At 65.8% G+C, this 13601-nt stretch carries 16 protein-coding genes; 3 read left to right on the forward strand and 13 right to left on the reverse strand.

Annotated features, from left to right (window positions below; translation table 11 throughout):
• Positions 1–61: 61 nt before the first annotated feature.
• From ACESL5_RS08205 to speE, 12 genes are all read right to left on the reverse strand, one after another.
• Positions 62–598, reverse strand: a complete 537-nt coding sequence (locus tag ACESL5_RS08205) for a F0F1 ATP synthase subunit delta (protein WP_372592297.1) — start codon at positions 596–598, stop codon at positions 62–64.
• Positions 599–614: 16 nt separating this feature from the next.
• On the reverse strand, positions 615–1085 hold the full coding sequence (locus ACESL5_RS08210) for a F0F1 ATP synthase subunit B (protein WP_372592298.1): 471 nt from the start codon (positions 1083–1085) through the stop codon (positions 615–617).
• A gap of 98 nt (positions 1086–1183) precedes the next feature.
• On the reverse strand, positions 1184–1471 hold the full coding sequence (atpE, locus tag ACESL5_RS08215) for a F0F1 ATP synthase subunit C (protein WP_058574883.1): 288 nt from the start codon (positions 1469–1471) through the stop codon (positions 1184–1186).
• A 55-nt stretch (positions 1472–1526) separates the two neighbouring features.
• Positions 1527–2342: a F0F1 ATP synthase subunit A gene (atpB, locus tag ACESL5_RS08220; RefSeq protein ID WP_372592299.1), complete on the reverse strand. Its 816-nt coding sequence runs from the start codon at positions 2340–2342 to the stop codon at positions 1527–1529.
• Between the two features lie 25 nt (positions 2343–2367).
• On the reverse strand, positions 2368–2775 hold the full coding sequence (locus tag ACESL5_RS08225; protein WP_372592300.1) for an ATP synthase subunit I: 408 nt from the start codon (positions 2773–2775) through the stop codon (positions 2368–2370).
• Positions 2772–3017: an AtpZ/AtpI family protein gene (locus tag ACESL5_RS08230; protein WP_372592301.1), complete on the reverse strand. Its 246-nt coding sequence runs from the start codon at positions 3015–3017 to the stop codon at positions 2772–2774. The genes ACESL5_RS08225 and ACESL5_RS08230 overlap by 4 nt, the downstream gene beginning before the upstream one ends.
• Positions 3018–3132: 115 nt before the next feature.
• Positions 3133–3990, reverse strand: a complete 858-nt coding sequence (locus tag ACESL5_RS08235; RefSeq protein ID WP_372592302.1) for a ParB/RepB/Spo0J family partition protein — start codon at positions 3988–3990, stop codon at positions 3133–3135.
• A gap of 52 nt (positions 3991–4042) precedes the next feature.
• Positions 4043–4846 carry a ParA family protein gene (locus ACESL5_RS08240; RefSeq protein ID WP_372592303.1) on the reverse strand — a complete coding sequence of 268 codons (804 nt, stop codon included), beginning with the start codon at positions 4844–4846 and terminating at the stop codon, positions 4043–4045.
• Complete coding sequence (gene rsmG / locus ACESL5_RS08245; RefSeq protein WP_372592304.1) at positions 4843–5508, reverse strand: 16S rRNA (guanine(527)-N(7))-methyltransferase RsmG; 666 nt, start codon at positions 5506–5508, stop codon at positions 4843–4845. Before rsmG ends, ACESL5_RS08240 begins: the two co-directional genes overlap by 4 nt.
• 8 nt (positions 5509–5516) lie before the next feature.
• Complete coding sequence (gene mnmG, locus ACESL5_RS08250) at positions 5517–7397, reverse strand: tRNA uridine-5-carboxymethylaminomethyl(34) synthesis enzyme MnmG (protein WP_372592305.1); 1881 nt, start codon at positions 7395–7397, stop codon at positions 5517–5519.
• 362 nt (positions 7398–7759) lie between these two features.
• Entirely contained in the window at positions 7760–9235 is a 1476-nt protein-coding gene (gene thiI, locus ACESL5_RS08255; protein WP_372592306.1) for a tRNA uracil 4-sulfurtransferase ThiI, read from the reverse strand.
• An 86-nt stretch (positions 9236–9321) separates the two neighbouring features.
• The gene (gene speE, locus ACESL5_RS08260; protein ID WP_372592307.1) at positions 9322–10170 is read right to left on the reverse strand and encodes a polyamine aminopropyltransferase; all 849 of its coding nucleotides are present in this window, start codon (positions 10168–10170) and stop codon (positions 9322–9324) included.
• A 443-nt stretch (positions 10171–10613) separates the two neighbouring features.
• Here speE and ACESL5_RS08265 point away from each other — a divergent pair, with 443 nt between their 5' ends.
• On the forward strand, positions 10614–10820 hold the full coding sequence (locus ACESL5_RS08265) for a cold-shock protein (RefSeq protein WP_372592311.1): 207 nt from the start codon (positions 10614–10616) through the stop codon (positions 10818–10820).
• Here the strand turns inward: ACESL5_RS08265 and ACESL5_RS08270 are convergent.
• Positions 10807–11772: a hydrogen peroxide-inducible genes activator gene (locus ACESL5_RS08270; protein ID WP_372592308.1), complete on the reverse strand. Its 966-nt coding sequence runs from the start codon at positions 11770–11772 to the stop codon at positions 10807–10809. The genes ACESL5_RS08265 and ACESL5_RS08270 overlap by 14 nt on opposite strands.
• A gap of 172 nt (positions 11773–11944) precedes the next feature.
• Here ACESL5_RS08270 and trxA point away from each other — a divergent pair, with 172 nt between their 5' ends.
• Together trxA and rho are read left to right on the forward strand one after the other, a co-directional pair.
• Entirely contained in the window at positions 11945–12271 is a 327-nt protein-coding gene (gene trxA / locus ACESL5_RS08275) for a thioredoxin TrxA (protein ID WP_372592309.1), read from the forward strand.
• A 236-nt stretch (positions 12272–12507) separates the two neighbouring features.
• A partial coding sequence (rho, locus tag ACESL5_RS08280) for a transcription termination factor Rho (protein ID WP_372592310.1) occupies positions 12508–13601 on the forward strand: 1094 nt, incomplete at its 3' end.

Genomic DNA, 13601 nt, shown 5'->3' on the forward strand with positions numbered 1-13601 from the left:
TTTTCGATGCGCTCTTTAATCAGACTGCTGATTTCAGACGGGTTGATCATGGAAGATCTCCTTAGCGACTCATTTGTACGGCAAGATGCTCGAGCTCTCCGCGCATCGAACCGTCGATGACCAGGTCACCGGCGCGGATGATCGCGCCGCCGACAAGGTCCTCATCGACGGTAATTTCGAGCTCTACGGTGCGATCGAGTCGCTTGCCGAGCGCTGTTTTGATTTGGTTCGACTGCTCGTCGGTCAGGGGCTTGGCCGAGACGACCGAGGCCACGACGCGCCGCTCCGCTTCGGCACGAAGCTTCTCGAACTCCGCGGCGATCTCGGGCAGCAGGTCGAGGCGATCGCGTTCACCGAGCAGACGCACGAGGTTGAGCGCCTTCTCGTCGACGGCGTCCTCGACCACCTTGACGAAGCCGGCGAGCCGGTCGTTACGGGAGCGCGCCTCGTCGCCCAGAAACGCGACCATGTCGGCGTTCTGCGCAACGGCAGACAGCCCGGCAAGCGTCTCGGACCAGTGCTTGGCCTGCGCGTTGTCCGCGCAGAGGTCGTGCACTGCCTTCGCGTACGAGATGGCGACTGTGGTGTGGTCAGACATGAGGCCTCCGCTTTCGTTAGATCCGAGCGATCAGATCTGAGATCGCGGATTCATGGTCCTTGTCCGTCACCTCGCGCTTGAGAATGCGCTCGGCGCCGGTAGCGGCCACGTCGGCAACCTGGGCACGGAGCTCTTCCTTGGCGCGATTGACCTCGCGGTCGATCTCGGCGTTGGCCTGGGCGACGATGCGCTCGGCCTCGGTCTTGGCGTTGTTACGCGCCTCTTCCAGGATCTGGTTCGAACGGGAGTTCGCCTGGGCGATGATGTCGTTCGCCTTGTCCTTGGCCTCGCGCAGCAGCTCGCTCGAGCGCTCCTGGGCCAGTTTCAGCTCGTGCTTGCCGCGCTCGGAAGCGGACAGGCCGTCAGCAATCTTCTTGCGACGCGCTTCCATCAGGGCAGAAAGCGGCGCCCACAGATATTTGTTGACCAGCCAGATCATCAGCACGAAGGCGATCAGCTGAGCAACCAGTGTGATCGAAATACTCACAATGTCCCCTCGCGTATATACGGATTGGGTTTCCGGTCAGCATGACGCGGCGGGACAGCCCGCCGCGAAAGCCAGATCGTTGTCACGAAGGACGCGATTTAGAGAGCGCCGATCGCGGAGGTCAGGGCGCCGACGAACGGGTTGGCGAACAGGAACCACATGGCGAACGCGAGGATGATGAACGGGAAGGATTCCATCAGACCGGCGAAGATGAACATGTTGGTCATCAGCTGCGGACGCATTTCCGGCTGACGAGCGATGCCCTCGAGGGTCTTGGAACAGATCAGGCCCCAGCCGATGGCCGAACCCAGACCGGCGGCAGCGAGGATCACACCAACGCCAACAGCAGTGTAAGCGTAGATCGTGGCGAGCATATCAGGGGTCATAGCGTCTTCTCCTAATCAAGAAAAACAAAGGGTCAAAGGAAACTTGTCCGATGCATCAGTGATCGTCGGTATGGGCCATGCCGATGTAGACGATCGTGAGCACCATGAAGATGAAGGCCTGCAGCGTGATGATCAGGATGTGGAAGGCGATCCACGCCATGTCCAGCACGACCTGCAGCGGGAACCAGATGAGCAGGCTGGCACCGATGCTTGCACCCAGCGTCAGCAGGGCGATCAGCAGGAATACCAGCTCACCGGCGAACATGTTGCCGAACAGACGCAGGGCGAGGCTGATCGGCTTGGCCAGCTCGTCGATCGCGGTCATGATGATGTTGACCGGGATCAGGAACTTGCCGAAGGGATGGAACAGGAACATCTTGATGTAACCGCCCAGCCCCTTGACCTTGATGCTGTAGTAGACCGTCAGGGCGAACACGAAGATCGCCATGGCCAGCGTGGTGTTCAGGTCGGTGGTCGGCACGACCTTCAGGTACTCGACGCCCAGGCCGGAGGCGATGGCCGGCAGCAGGTCGACCGGGATCAGGTCCATGAAGTTCATGAGCCAGATCCACAACAGGATAGTCAGCGCCATCGGCCCGAGGATCTTGGGCGCCCGGCTGTTGAACGTGTCCTTGATCTGGTCATCGACGAACTCGAGCACGGCCTCGGCGAAGTTCTGCATCCCGTTGGGAGTCTCCGCACGCAGGCCGCGGCCGATGCGCATCGCGACGATCACGATCAGGGCCCCGAGCAGGGCACTGAAGAACAGCGTGTCGATGTTCAGCTGCCAGAATCCCTCGCCGACGGAGAGATTGGTCAGGTGATGCTGGATATATTCAACCGGGCCGCCGCCCGCATTCTCCGTAGCCACTTGCACACTCCTCAAGACTTGAAAATCAGTTTTCGTTCTCTGTGGTCGGTCGACCCGAGTCCCGACCGCGGGCCGCGAGGGCACCGGCGATCATGGCGACGACGAACGCCCCCACCATGAAGCGCGCATCCAGACCCAACACGCCCAGGCCGACCGCCATCAGGGCGAGCAGCGACACGAACCGCATCGCTGCCCCGAGATACATCGTGTTCATGCTCCGCTGCGGAGCCTCCACCGCCAGCTCGGTGGCGCGAGCCATGCTTCGACGCAGCATCCAGGCGAGAACCATCGCCACGAGCACACCCGCGACGGCCGAGGCCGCCGCGTGCAATGAGTGGATCAGCGACGCGCCCCCGAGCAGCACGAGCGCGGCCAGCTGCACCAGCACCACGAGACGCCCCCGGCGGTCGATTGCCTCCGCCATGCGACTCATGAGCGATCCGAATCCTTGCGGTCTTCGCCGCGGTCTCCCGCCAGCAGACTGTTGCGGGCGTTCCTGATCCCGCCGATAAAGCCGAGCGCCCCGATGATCAACATGAACACGGGCGCCGTATCCAGCCACCGATCCAGGCCGAAGCCGATCAGCAGCCCCGCAATGACACTGGCGGCGAGGCGGTTGCCCGCGCCGACGTGCAGTAGCCCCTTGAAGCGCGACTGCCAGTAGCTGCCGTGCATGTCGTTTGACGACTTCTTGTGCGGATCAGACATTGCGGGGCCCAAAAATTGGCGGCCAGTGTAGCGAGTCGGGCACCGGACGACAACACTTTATGCCTTCCGGACCTAACGATCCTCATTCCCCCGGGCCCTCCAAGCGGCCGATCAGCCCGTCGAGCTGGTCGAGGCTTTCGAAGGCCAGCGTCACGCGCCCGCGGCCCTGCCGGTTGGCATGAACGGAGACCGCCAGCCCGAGGGCATCGGCCAGTCGTCGCTCGAGCGCGCGCGTGTCCGGATCGCCTTCCGACGCATTGGGCTCGGTGCGGCTGTGCAGGTACCGACTGACCATGGACTCGACCTGCCGGACCGTGAGGGTGCGCTTGACCACTCGCTCGGCCAGCGACACCTGCTCCTTCTTCGGCAGGGCGGCCAGGCTGCGAGCGTGCCCGGCCTCGATGGTCCGCTCGCGAAGCAGTTTCTGCACGGGGGCGGCCAGGTCGAGCAGGCGCAACGCATTGCTGACCGCCGGGCGGGAGATGCCGAGTATGTCGGCGACCTGCTGATGGGTCAGGTTGAATTCCTGCACCAGGCGCTGCATGGCCTTGGCCTGCTCGATGGCATCGAGGTCTTCCCGCTGCAGGTTCTCGATCAGCGCCATCGCGGCAGCCTGGTTGTCGTCGATCTCGCGGATCACTGCGGGAATGCGCGACAAACCCGCCTTTTGCGCCGCGCGCCAGCGGCGCTCCCCGGCGATCAGTTCGTATTCACCCGAACGACGGCGGACCACCACCGGCTGGATCACGCCTTGGGCACGGATCGAATCGGCCAGTTCGGTCAAGGCGGCCTCGTCGAAATGCGTCCGTGGCTGGAACGGATTGGGGTTGATCAGGTCGACGGCGATCTCGCGCAGTTGCGCTCCCGCTTCCTCGGGGCGATCGGCGGTGCCCAGCAGCGCGTCGAGCCCACGGCCCAGTCCCTTGCGTTTCGTGCTCATTCAACAGGCCCCCAAACTCGATTCCGTGGATGCCGGCAACCGCATGGCTACCCTACTGGCGCAACGCGGCCGGTCGGCCCAGACGCCCCCGCTTGCGCGCCCGCTTGACCAGCTCCCGGGCCACGTCCGCGTGGGCCTCGGCCCCGGTCGAAGTCTTGTCGTAGAACATTGCCGGCAGACCGTGGCTCGGTGCCTCGGCCAGCCGCACGTTGCGCGGCACCAGCGCGTCGAACACCCGGTCGCCGAAGTGGCTGCGCAACTGGTCGCTGACGTCCTGGGCCAGCCGGTTTCGGGAATCATACAGCGTGCGCAGCACCCCGGCGACGCCGAGGTCCGGATTGAGCGCCAGGCGCACCTGCTCGATGGTGTCGAGCAGGGCGGAAAGCCCCTCGAGCGCAAAGTACTCGCACTGGACCGGGATGAGGACGTCGTCGGCCGCGGCCAGGCTGTTGATGGTAAGCGTGTTCAGCGCCGGCGGGCAGTCGATCAGGACGAAGTCGTAGTCGGCCGTCATCGGGGCGAGTGCCTGGCGAAGCTTGGTCTCCCGGCCGATCCGGGTGACCAGTTGGAACTCCGCCCCGGCCAGGTCGATGGTCGCCGGCAGCAGATCGTAGCCGCCGGGATCGGTCTCCAGGATCACTTCGCTGGCCGGCAGTTCGTCGAGCAGGATCTGCCCGACGTGACGAGACACGGCATTCTTCGCGAAACCCGAGCTGACGGTGGCATTGCCCTGCGGGTCCATGTCGACCAGCAGCACGCGCCGACCGAAGGATTGCAGCGCGGCAGCCAGGTTGACCGCGGTCGTGGTCTTGCCGACGCCGCCCTTCTGGTTGGTGATGGCCAGCACCCAGCTCATGGGCTCACCACCCGCCGCAGCTCCAGCAGGTGACGTTCGGCATCCAGGCCGGGCACGTCAAGGACATGACGGCCGACGGTCTCGAACTCGTCGGGCACGGCAGCCAGTTCGTCCGGGTCCAGCCGCCCCTTCATCGCGAACAGTCGGCCGTGATCGGCAAGCAGCGGGGCGGCCAGCCGGACGAAGTCCGCCAGCGAGGCGAACGCCCGCGAGATGATGCAGGCGTAGCCGTCGCCAGGCTGCAGGCGCTCGATGCGCTCGCGGCGCACCTCGACGTTGGGCAGCCCGAGAGCCCGCTGGGCCGCGGCGGCGAAGCGCGTCATCTTGAGATTGGAGTCGACCAAGGTGACCTCACTGTCGGGGCGACATATCGCCAGAATCATACCCGGTATGCCCGGACCACTGCCAATGTCGAGCAGCCGGGGGCAGGCGGGCAGGTAGGAGAGCACTGCGAGCGAGTCGAGCAGGTGGCGGGTGACCATCGCCTCCGGATCGCGCACGGCAGTGAGGTTGTAGGCACGATTCCAGCGGGCGAGCAGCTCGAGATAGTCGATCAATCGCTCTTCGGCCCCGTCAGGCAGGGCGATGCCGAGCCGGTCGATGCCGTCGGCCAGCCGCCGCTCCAGGCGAGCCCGTCGTTCCCCTTCGAGCGCGTCAGCCATGCGCCGCACTACGCCGAGCGGGCCAGGTGACCGTGGCGCTTGAGATGCACCAGCAGCAGGGAGACGGCCGCGGGCGTGACCCCGGGAATGCGAGCGGCCTGGCCGACGGTCGCCGGCCGCTGGGCGGCGAGCTTGTCGCGCACCTCGTTGGACAGCCCCGGAATGTTGGCGTAGTCGAGTTCCTCGGGGATGCGCTCCTGCTCGAGCTTCAGCGAGCGGGCCACCTCGTCGCGCTGCCGGTCGATGTAGCCGGCGTACTTGGCCTCGATCTCCAGCTGCTCGATCACCGCCGGGGACGGCATGGTGCCTGGTGCCAGCTCCTCGACCGCGGCGACGGCCGCGTAGTCCAGCTCCGGGCGACGCAGCAGGTCGAGTGCGGTGACGTTGCGCGAGACCGAACCGGCGAGCTTCTCGGCGGCCGGATGACCCGGGTGGACCCAGATTTCTCCCAGCCGGGTTCGTTCGGCCTCGATTGCGTCCATCTTCTCGTTGAACGCCCGCCAGCGGCGCTCGTCGACCAGGCCCAGCTCGCGGCCGATCGGCGTCAGGCGCTGGTCGGCGTTGTCCTCCCGAAGCATCAGGCGGTATTCGGCCCGGCTGGTGAACATGCGGTAGGGCTCGAGCGTGCCCTGCGTGGTCAGATCGTCGACCAGCACGCCGAGATACGCCTGGTCGCGACGCAGGGTGAGCGGCTCGTGGTCCAGCACGGCGGCCGCGGCATTGGCGCCTGCCATCAACCCCTGGGCGCCGGCCTCCTCGTAGCCGGTGGTGCCGTTGATCTGGCCGGCGAAGTACAGGCCATCGATCGCGCGGGTCTCCAGCGTCGGTTTGAGCCCGCGCGGATCGAAAAAGTCGTACTCGATGGCGTAACCCGGGCGGGTGATGTGGGCGTTCTCGAAGCCGCGGATCGAGCGCACCAGCTCGAGCTGGATATCGAAGGGCAGGCTGGTGGAGATGCCGTTGGGGTAGACCTCGTGGGTGTCCAGCCCCTCGGGCTCGACGAAAATCTGATGGGAAGACTTATCGGCGAAACGGTGGATCTTGTCCTCGATCGACGGGCAGTAGCGCGGGCCGACACCCTCGATTTCCCCGGTGAACATCGGCGAGCGGTCCAGCCCGCCGCGGATGATCTCGTGCGTGCGCTCGTTGGTATGCGTAATGAAGCACTCGACCTGCTGCGGGTGCTCCTCGCGCGAGCCGAGAAAGGAGAACACCGGCGTGGGCGAATCGCCCGGCTGCCCCTGCATCACCGAGAAGTCCAGCGAGCGGGCATCCAGCCGCGGGGGCGTGCCGGTCTTCAGGCGCTCCACTCCGAGGTCGAGCGCACGCAGGGTCTCGGCCAGCCTTTTCGCCGGTGGGTCACCGGCCCGGCCGCCCTCGGAACGCTCCAGGCCGACGTGAATCTGCCCGGCGAGGAAGGTGCCCGCGGTCAGCACCACCTTCTGGCCGAGAAACTCGATGCCGCCGGCGGTGCGCACGCCCGTGACGCGATCGCCATCGAGGGTCAGGTCGTCGACCGCCTCCTGGAAGATCGTCAGGTTGGGCTGGTTCTCCAGCATGTGTCGGATGGCGGCCTTGTAGCGCACCCGGTCGGCCTGGGCACGAGTCGCGCGCACGGCCGGGCCTTTGCGGGCGTTGAGCGTGCGGAACTGGATGCCACCGAGATCGGCGGCATGCGCCATCGCGCCGCCGAGCGCGTCGATCTCCTTGACCAGGTGGCCCTTGCCGATCCCGCCGATGGCCGGGTTGCAGCTCATCTGGCCGAGGGTCTCGATATTGTGGGTGACCAGCAAGGTGGCCACGCCCATGCGCGCGGAGGCCAGCGCCGCCTCGGTGCCGGCATGGCCGCCGCCGATGACGATCACGGAGAATCGATCTGGATAACGCATGGGAACCTCCTGCCGCCAACGCGGCTGATCACCCCGGTCCGAAATGTTCGCGGACGGCCGCTCCGGGGAACGCGGCAGTATAACGGAAACCGCTGTCAAATCCAGCAGTTACCCCTCGCCGGCGGGGCTGTCGACGTTGACCAAAAGGTCGCGTGAACGGAAACCTCCCGTCAGAGGGTAGCTGACCCTTCCGCACGCCTTCGGCACGGAGCGACGTTAGACACGCTCAGTGCGAAGCGTTCAAGCTCCTTTCCTTGCTTGTCCCAAGGCGTCCCTGCATGCGTCGGCGGGATCTCTGCGGAGCCGCCAAGGGGCTGACCCAGCCAAGCGGGCTTCTCGGGTGATTGGCAGCGGAAGAGGTATCACGACACCCTTCGTTCCCATGCCCGGCGCAAGCGTCCCACGCCACCTCGCAGGGCATGGGCGTTGAAACCGGCCCGCTGCATGCGTTCGGCGAGCACCGGGGCGTTCGCCCCGCGCAGACAGTAGAGCACGTAATGGCGGTCGGCGGGAAAGTCGCGAAAGCACCGCGCGAGCTCGTCGGGCGGCATGTTGACCGCACCAGGCAGGTGCCAGTCCCGGTAGCGGCGCGGGGGCTGGCAATCGATCACCTCGGCATCCGCCGGGATCGTGTCGATAAGGACGTCCGGCTCCGCCAGCGCGGCGCGGTCCATGTCGAGGAGGTCGATCTCGCGGGCCTCGAGGACGGCCCGCTCGAGCAGACCGCCGTCGAGTTTGGCCTCCTCGGCCTCGATGCGCCCGCGGCGGCTGGAGACCAGCGGCTTGCTGTTCGACAGCGCACAGAACTCCGGCACACCCTCGCAGAGATCGTAGGTGCCGATCCGTCGGGCCAGCGACAGGATCTCGGACTTGTCGAAACCGATCAACGGACGGAGCACGGGCAGGTCACTGGCCGAATCGATGCTATTGAGATTGGAGAGCGTCTGCGAGGAAACCTGCGAAAGCGCCTCGCCGGTGACCAGCGCCTGCGACTTTCGCTCCCGGGCGATCACCTCCGCGGCCCGGTACATCAGCCGCTTCAACACCACCTGCCACACCTCGCCGGGCAGCCGCTGGCGCATGTCGGCCACCACCGGCAGGAAATCGACCACGAACAGGCGCGGCCGATCGCCGTGCGCCCACTGGCTGGCCAACCGGTGGGCGACATTGAGCACCATGTTCTCGTGGGTGGCCCCGCCGAGATTGCAGAACACGTAGTCGACGCCAACACCCCGGCGCATCGTGTACCAGGCGGCCACCGCCGAGTCGAAGCCCCCGGACATCAGGTTCACGGCACGGTCCTGCACGCCCAGGGGCATCCCGCCCGGTCCGGAAAATCGGCGGCCGAACAGCCAGGCTCCTTGCTCGGTCAGGTCGATGCGCACCTCGATTTCCGGATCACCGAGATCCACGCGTCCCGGCCCGTCCAGCACGGAACCCACCTGGCGCTCGACCTCGCGCTGCGACAACCCAGGCCCACCATGGCGCTTGCAGCGCACCGCGTAGGTCCGCCCGCGCACGACCTCCGTGAAGTGCGCCCGGGCCGCCTCTCGCAGCGAGGCCACATCCGGCTCGTGCACCACCACGTCCACCGGCGAGAACGAGGCGACGCCGAAGACCTGCTCCAGAGCCTTCCCCGCGGCCTCGATCTCGTCGGTCTGCAGCAGCAGTCGGCCCTGGTCGACGGTCAGTTCATGCGGAATGCCGTCCAATGCGGCGCGAATGTTGCGCATGAGGATGTTGCGGAAGCGCCGGCGGGTCGGCGACGACTTGAGCTGCATCTCCGGGGCGGGCCGGACGATGATCAGGTCGGGGCGATCGGTAACGGGTTCGGACATGCGGAAACAACAATGGTGCTGGGCCCGGGCCCCGCGTTGGGTTCCGGGCCGGCGGTTTCAAGTGGTGAGGGTATCAGGGCCGCCGATCAGACGGCGTCCAGAGCCTCGCGCATGAAGCCCGGCGTGTCGAGCAGCCCGCGGTGCAGGGCGGCGCTGTAGTAGCGCGTCTCGATCTCGTCGGCCAGCGGTCGGATCTCGTCGAGTCGACCGGACTTGCGCGCCAGCGTGCCGGTGATCGACCCTCCCGGGTAGACCGGCTGCGGGAACAGCAGCGAGCGGCGCTCGGCGAAGCCGGCATCCTTCATCGCGCGGTGGTAATCGACCATAAGCGGCATGTGGTAGAACGGCGACTCGCTCTGGCCCACCATGATCCCGTCAGCGCGCAGCACTCGGTGGCAGTCGGCGAGAAAGTCGGGGCCGAACAGGCCGGTGCCGGGGCCGATGGGGTCGGTCGAGTCGACGATGATGACGTCGGCGCTTTCCGCCGGGGCGTTGCGCATCCAGGCCACCCCATCCTCGAAGCGCAAGTCCACACGCGGGTCGTCGTTGCGCGCGATCAGCTCGGGGAAGAAGCGCTCGGCGGCGCGAGTGACCGCCTGGTCGATGTCGATCTGGACCACCGACTCGACTTCCCGGTGCCGGAGTACTTCGGTGAGCGTGCCGCAATCTCCGCCGCCGATGATGACCACGTTACGCGGTGCGGCGTGGGTCTGCAGGGCCGGGTGCGACATCATTTCGTGGTAGACGAAGTTCTCCAGCGAGGAAAGCATGATCACGCCATCGAGCAGCATCAGGTTGCCCCAGTGCTCGGTTCGCCAGACCTCGAGGTGCTGGTAGGGCGTCTGCTCGTCGAGCAGCTTTTCTGTCACGCGGATGCCGAACCGCGCGCCCATTTCCTCGACTGTCTCGTAGACCCAGCCGTTGTTTGCCGACATGGTCGTTTTCTCCTTACCGATTCTCGTCTGCCATTCGCCGCCACCGGCCGACGGGCGCGCCATGCGGGGCACAATTGTGACAGAATACCAGTCGCCCGCCCCGTCATGATCTCACGCCCGGTGGCAACGGCGCGTCCGCCGCCACCGGGCCCCGGGGCGCCGGCCGCATGTACCAAGAAAAACACACAGCTGAAAACGGAATAACCCACCCAATGAAAACCTGGCAGGAATCCCGACTCACCGCCTTTCTCGTTACCCTCGGACTCGCCATCATCGGCGCTCTGGCCATCGGCCAGATCTACGACTATCTCGACCAGCGGCTGCTGCAGTTTCTCGCCTCGGCCGCCGTCATCCTCGTCATTGCCCTGCTCGCCGGCCGCCTGACTACCCGACCGGCCAAGCCCGGCCTGCGCCCCAAGGAAGTCGCGGTCGAGCATGAACCGGTGCGAGAGACCGGCACCGTCAAGTGGTTCAATGTCGACAAGGGCTTCGGCTTCATCATCCGCGAGAACGGTGAAGACCTGTTCGTCCACTTCCGCGCCATCAGCGACGGCAACACCTCGCGCCTGAACGAGGGCCAGAAAGTGGAATACCAGATCGGCCAGGGCCGCAAGGGCCCACAGGCCGAAGAGGTCATCATCCTCGACTGATCGCCTCTGCTCCGTCCTCGCCGCCAAGCGGCTCGCAGCAGGTCGGCAGGGTCTCCCGAATCGATTGCGCCAGCACCTCCACCGCCTGCGGGCGGGAGAAGCGCTTGCGCCAGGCTAGCGCGATGTCGCGCGTGGGCACGTCCCGGGCGAACGGCAGGTAGCGGATCAACGCCTGCGCACCGTCGTCGTGCGACCAGGTGGAGGCACAGGGCAGCACCGTGATGCCCGCCCCGGTTGCCACCATCATGCGCATCGTCTCCAGCGATCCGCCCTCGAGCGTGCGCTGCAACCGCCCCAGTGCCCGGCCGTCGGCGCACTGAGGGCAGACCCCCAGCACCTGATCGCGGAAGCAGTGACCCTCACCGAGCAACAGGAGATCATGCTCGGCCAGCTGCTCCGGCTCGATTGCCTCCTGCCCGGCCAACGGATGGTCGACCGGCACGGCGACCGTGAACGGCTCGCGGTAGACCGCTTCCACATTGATCGAAGGGGCCTCGAAGGGCAAGGAGAGCGCCACCACGTCCAGCTCCCCGTGATCCAGCCGGTCGACCAGGTCAGCGGTCAACCCTTCGCTGATCTCGATCGGCATCTTCGGCGCGAGCTCGTGGAGCCGACCGATCAGTCGCGGCAGCAGATAGGGGCCGACCGTGTGGATCAGGCCGACCCGAAGCGGTGCTCCGAGCGGATCGCGGCGCGTGAAGGCCAGCGCTTCCAGCCGCTCCATTTCCGCGAGCACCCGTTCGGCCTGCTCGATGATCTCCCGACCCTCCGGGGTGACCTGCACCTCCGATCGACTGGCGCGCTCGAAGATCTGCACGCCGAGCGACTCCTCCAGCCGCTTTACGCCGACGCTCAGCGTGGGCTGGCTGACGAAGCACCGCGCCGCGGCCCGGCCGAAATGCCGCTCCTTGGCCACGGCGACCACATAGCGAAGCTCGGTAAGTGAGGCCATCGTTCGAACACACCATCTGTTGCGCCGGGAAAGTACCCGGTCCATACTCGGGCTGACAGGCTGTCAGGGTAGCACCGCGCCGGCCTGGGCCTGTTCTGCCCCGTTCGCTTGAAAAGCGGCGTTAAGGGATTAACAATGGTCCAACATCATTCTCTAATTCAGGAGCCATGCCGTGAGCGATAACATTGTTTACGTGTCCGACGCGGATTTCGAAGCCCAGGTCATCAACAGCGACACCCCGGTTCTGGTGGACTTCTGGGCCGAGTGGTGCGGTCCCTGCAAGATGATCGCGCCGATCCTCGACGAGGTGGCCGACGATTACGCCGGCAAGATCAAGGTGGCCAAGGTCAACATCGACGAGAACCCGGAAACGCCGCGCCAGAACGGCATCCGCGGCATCCCGACCCTGATGATCTTCAAGAACGGCAAGGTCGAGGGCACCAAGGTAGGGGCCGTTTCCAAGTCCCAGCTGACCGATTTCATCGACTCGGCCCTCTGATCGGACGAACGAGCGTTCGCGGCCGACGGGGACACGATCGGCGATGCCCCGTCGACTGCCGGTGTGCTTTTATTTGGCACGCAGCCGGTTATATGCCACACTCCCGCCAACTCAGTTGACGACGAGTCCCTTCTGTCGTCCGGTCGCACCTCAGCGACCATTCGTCCAGCATCCTCGAACACCCCGTTGATCACCAATCTGTGGCCCGCCGCGGTCCCCACGACGAATCCATCCGAATGAACCTGACCGAACTCAAGAGCAAGCCCGTTCCGGAACTCATGGATCTGGCCCAGTCCATGGGGCTGGAGAACCTCGCCAGAACCCGCAAGCAGGACGTGATCTTCGCCCTGCTCAAGGCGCACGCCAAGACCGGTGAATCGATTCACGGCGACGGCGTGCTCGAGATCCTATCGGACGGATTCGGCTTCCTGCGCAGCGCCGACGGCTCCTATCTCGCCGGGCCGGCCGACATCTACGTCTCGCCCTCGCAGATCCGCCGCTTCAACCTGCAGACCGGCGACACCATAACCGGCACGATCCGCCCGCCCAAGGACAACGAACGCTACTTCGCGCTACTCAAGATCGAGAAGATCAACTTCGAGAAACCCGAAGCGTCCAAGACCAAGATCCTGTTCGAAAACCTCACCCCGCTGCACGCCGAGAAGCGCATGCGCATGGAGCGTGGCAACGGGTCGACCGAGGATCTCACCGCGCGGATCATCGACATCGTCTCGCCGATCGGCAAGGGCCAGCGCGGCCTGATCGTCGCCCCGCCGAAGGCCGGCAAGACGATGCTCCTGCAGAACATCGCGCAGAGCATCACCCACAACCACCCCGAGTGCGACCTGATCGTGCTGCTCATCGACGAGCGGCCCGAGGAAGTCACCGAGATGCAGCGCACCGTGCGCGGCGAGGTTGTCGCCTCGACCTTCGACGAGCCGGCCCCGCGCCATGTGCAGGTCGCCGAGATGGTGATCGAGAAGGCCAAGCGGCTGGTCGAGCACAAGCGTGACGTGGTCATCCTGCTCGACTCGATCACTCGGCTGGCGCGTGCCTACAACACCGTGGTGCCATCATCGGGCAAGGTGCTCACCGGTGGCGTTGACGCCAACGCCCTGCACCGACCGAAGCGATTCTTCGGTGCCGCGCGCAACATCGAGGAGGGTGGCAGCCTGACCATCCTGGCCACCGCGCTGGTCGACACCGGCTCGAAGATGGACGAGGTGATCTACGAGGAATTCAAGGGCACCGGCAACATGGAGCTCCACCTCGATCGCCGCATCGCGGAAAAGCGCGTCTACCCGGCGATCAACATCAACCGCTCCGGCAC

It is taken from the genome of Guyparkeria sp. (genome assembly GCF_041687595.1).
Lineage (GTDB): Bacteria > Pseudomonadota > Gammaproteobacteria > Halothiobacillales > Halothiobacillaceae > Guyparkeria.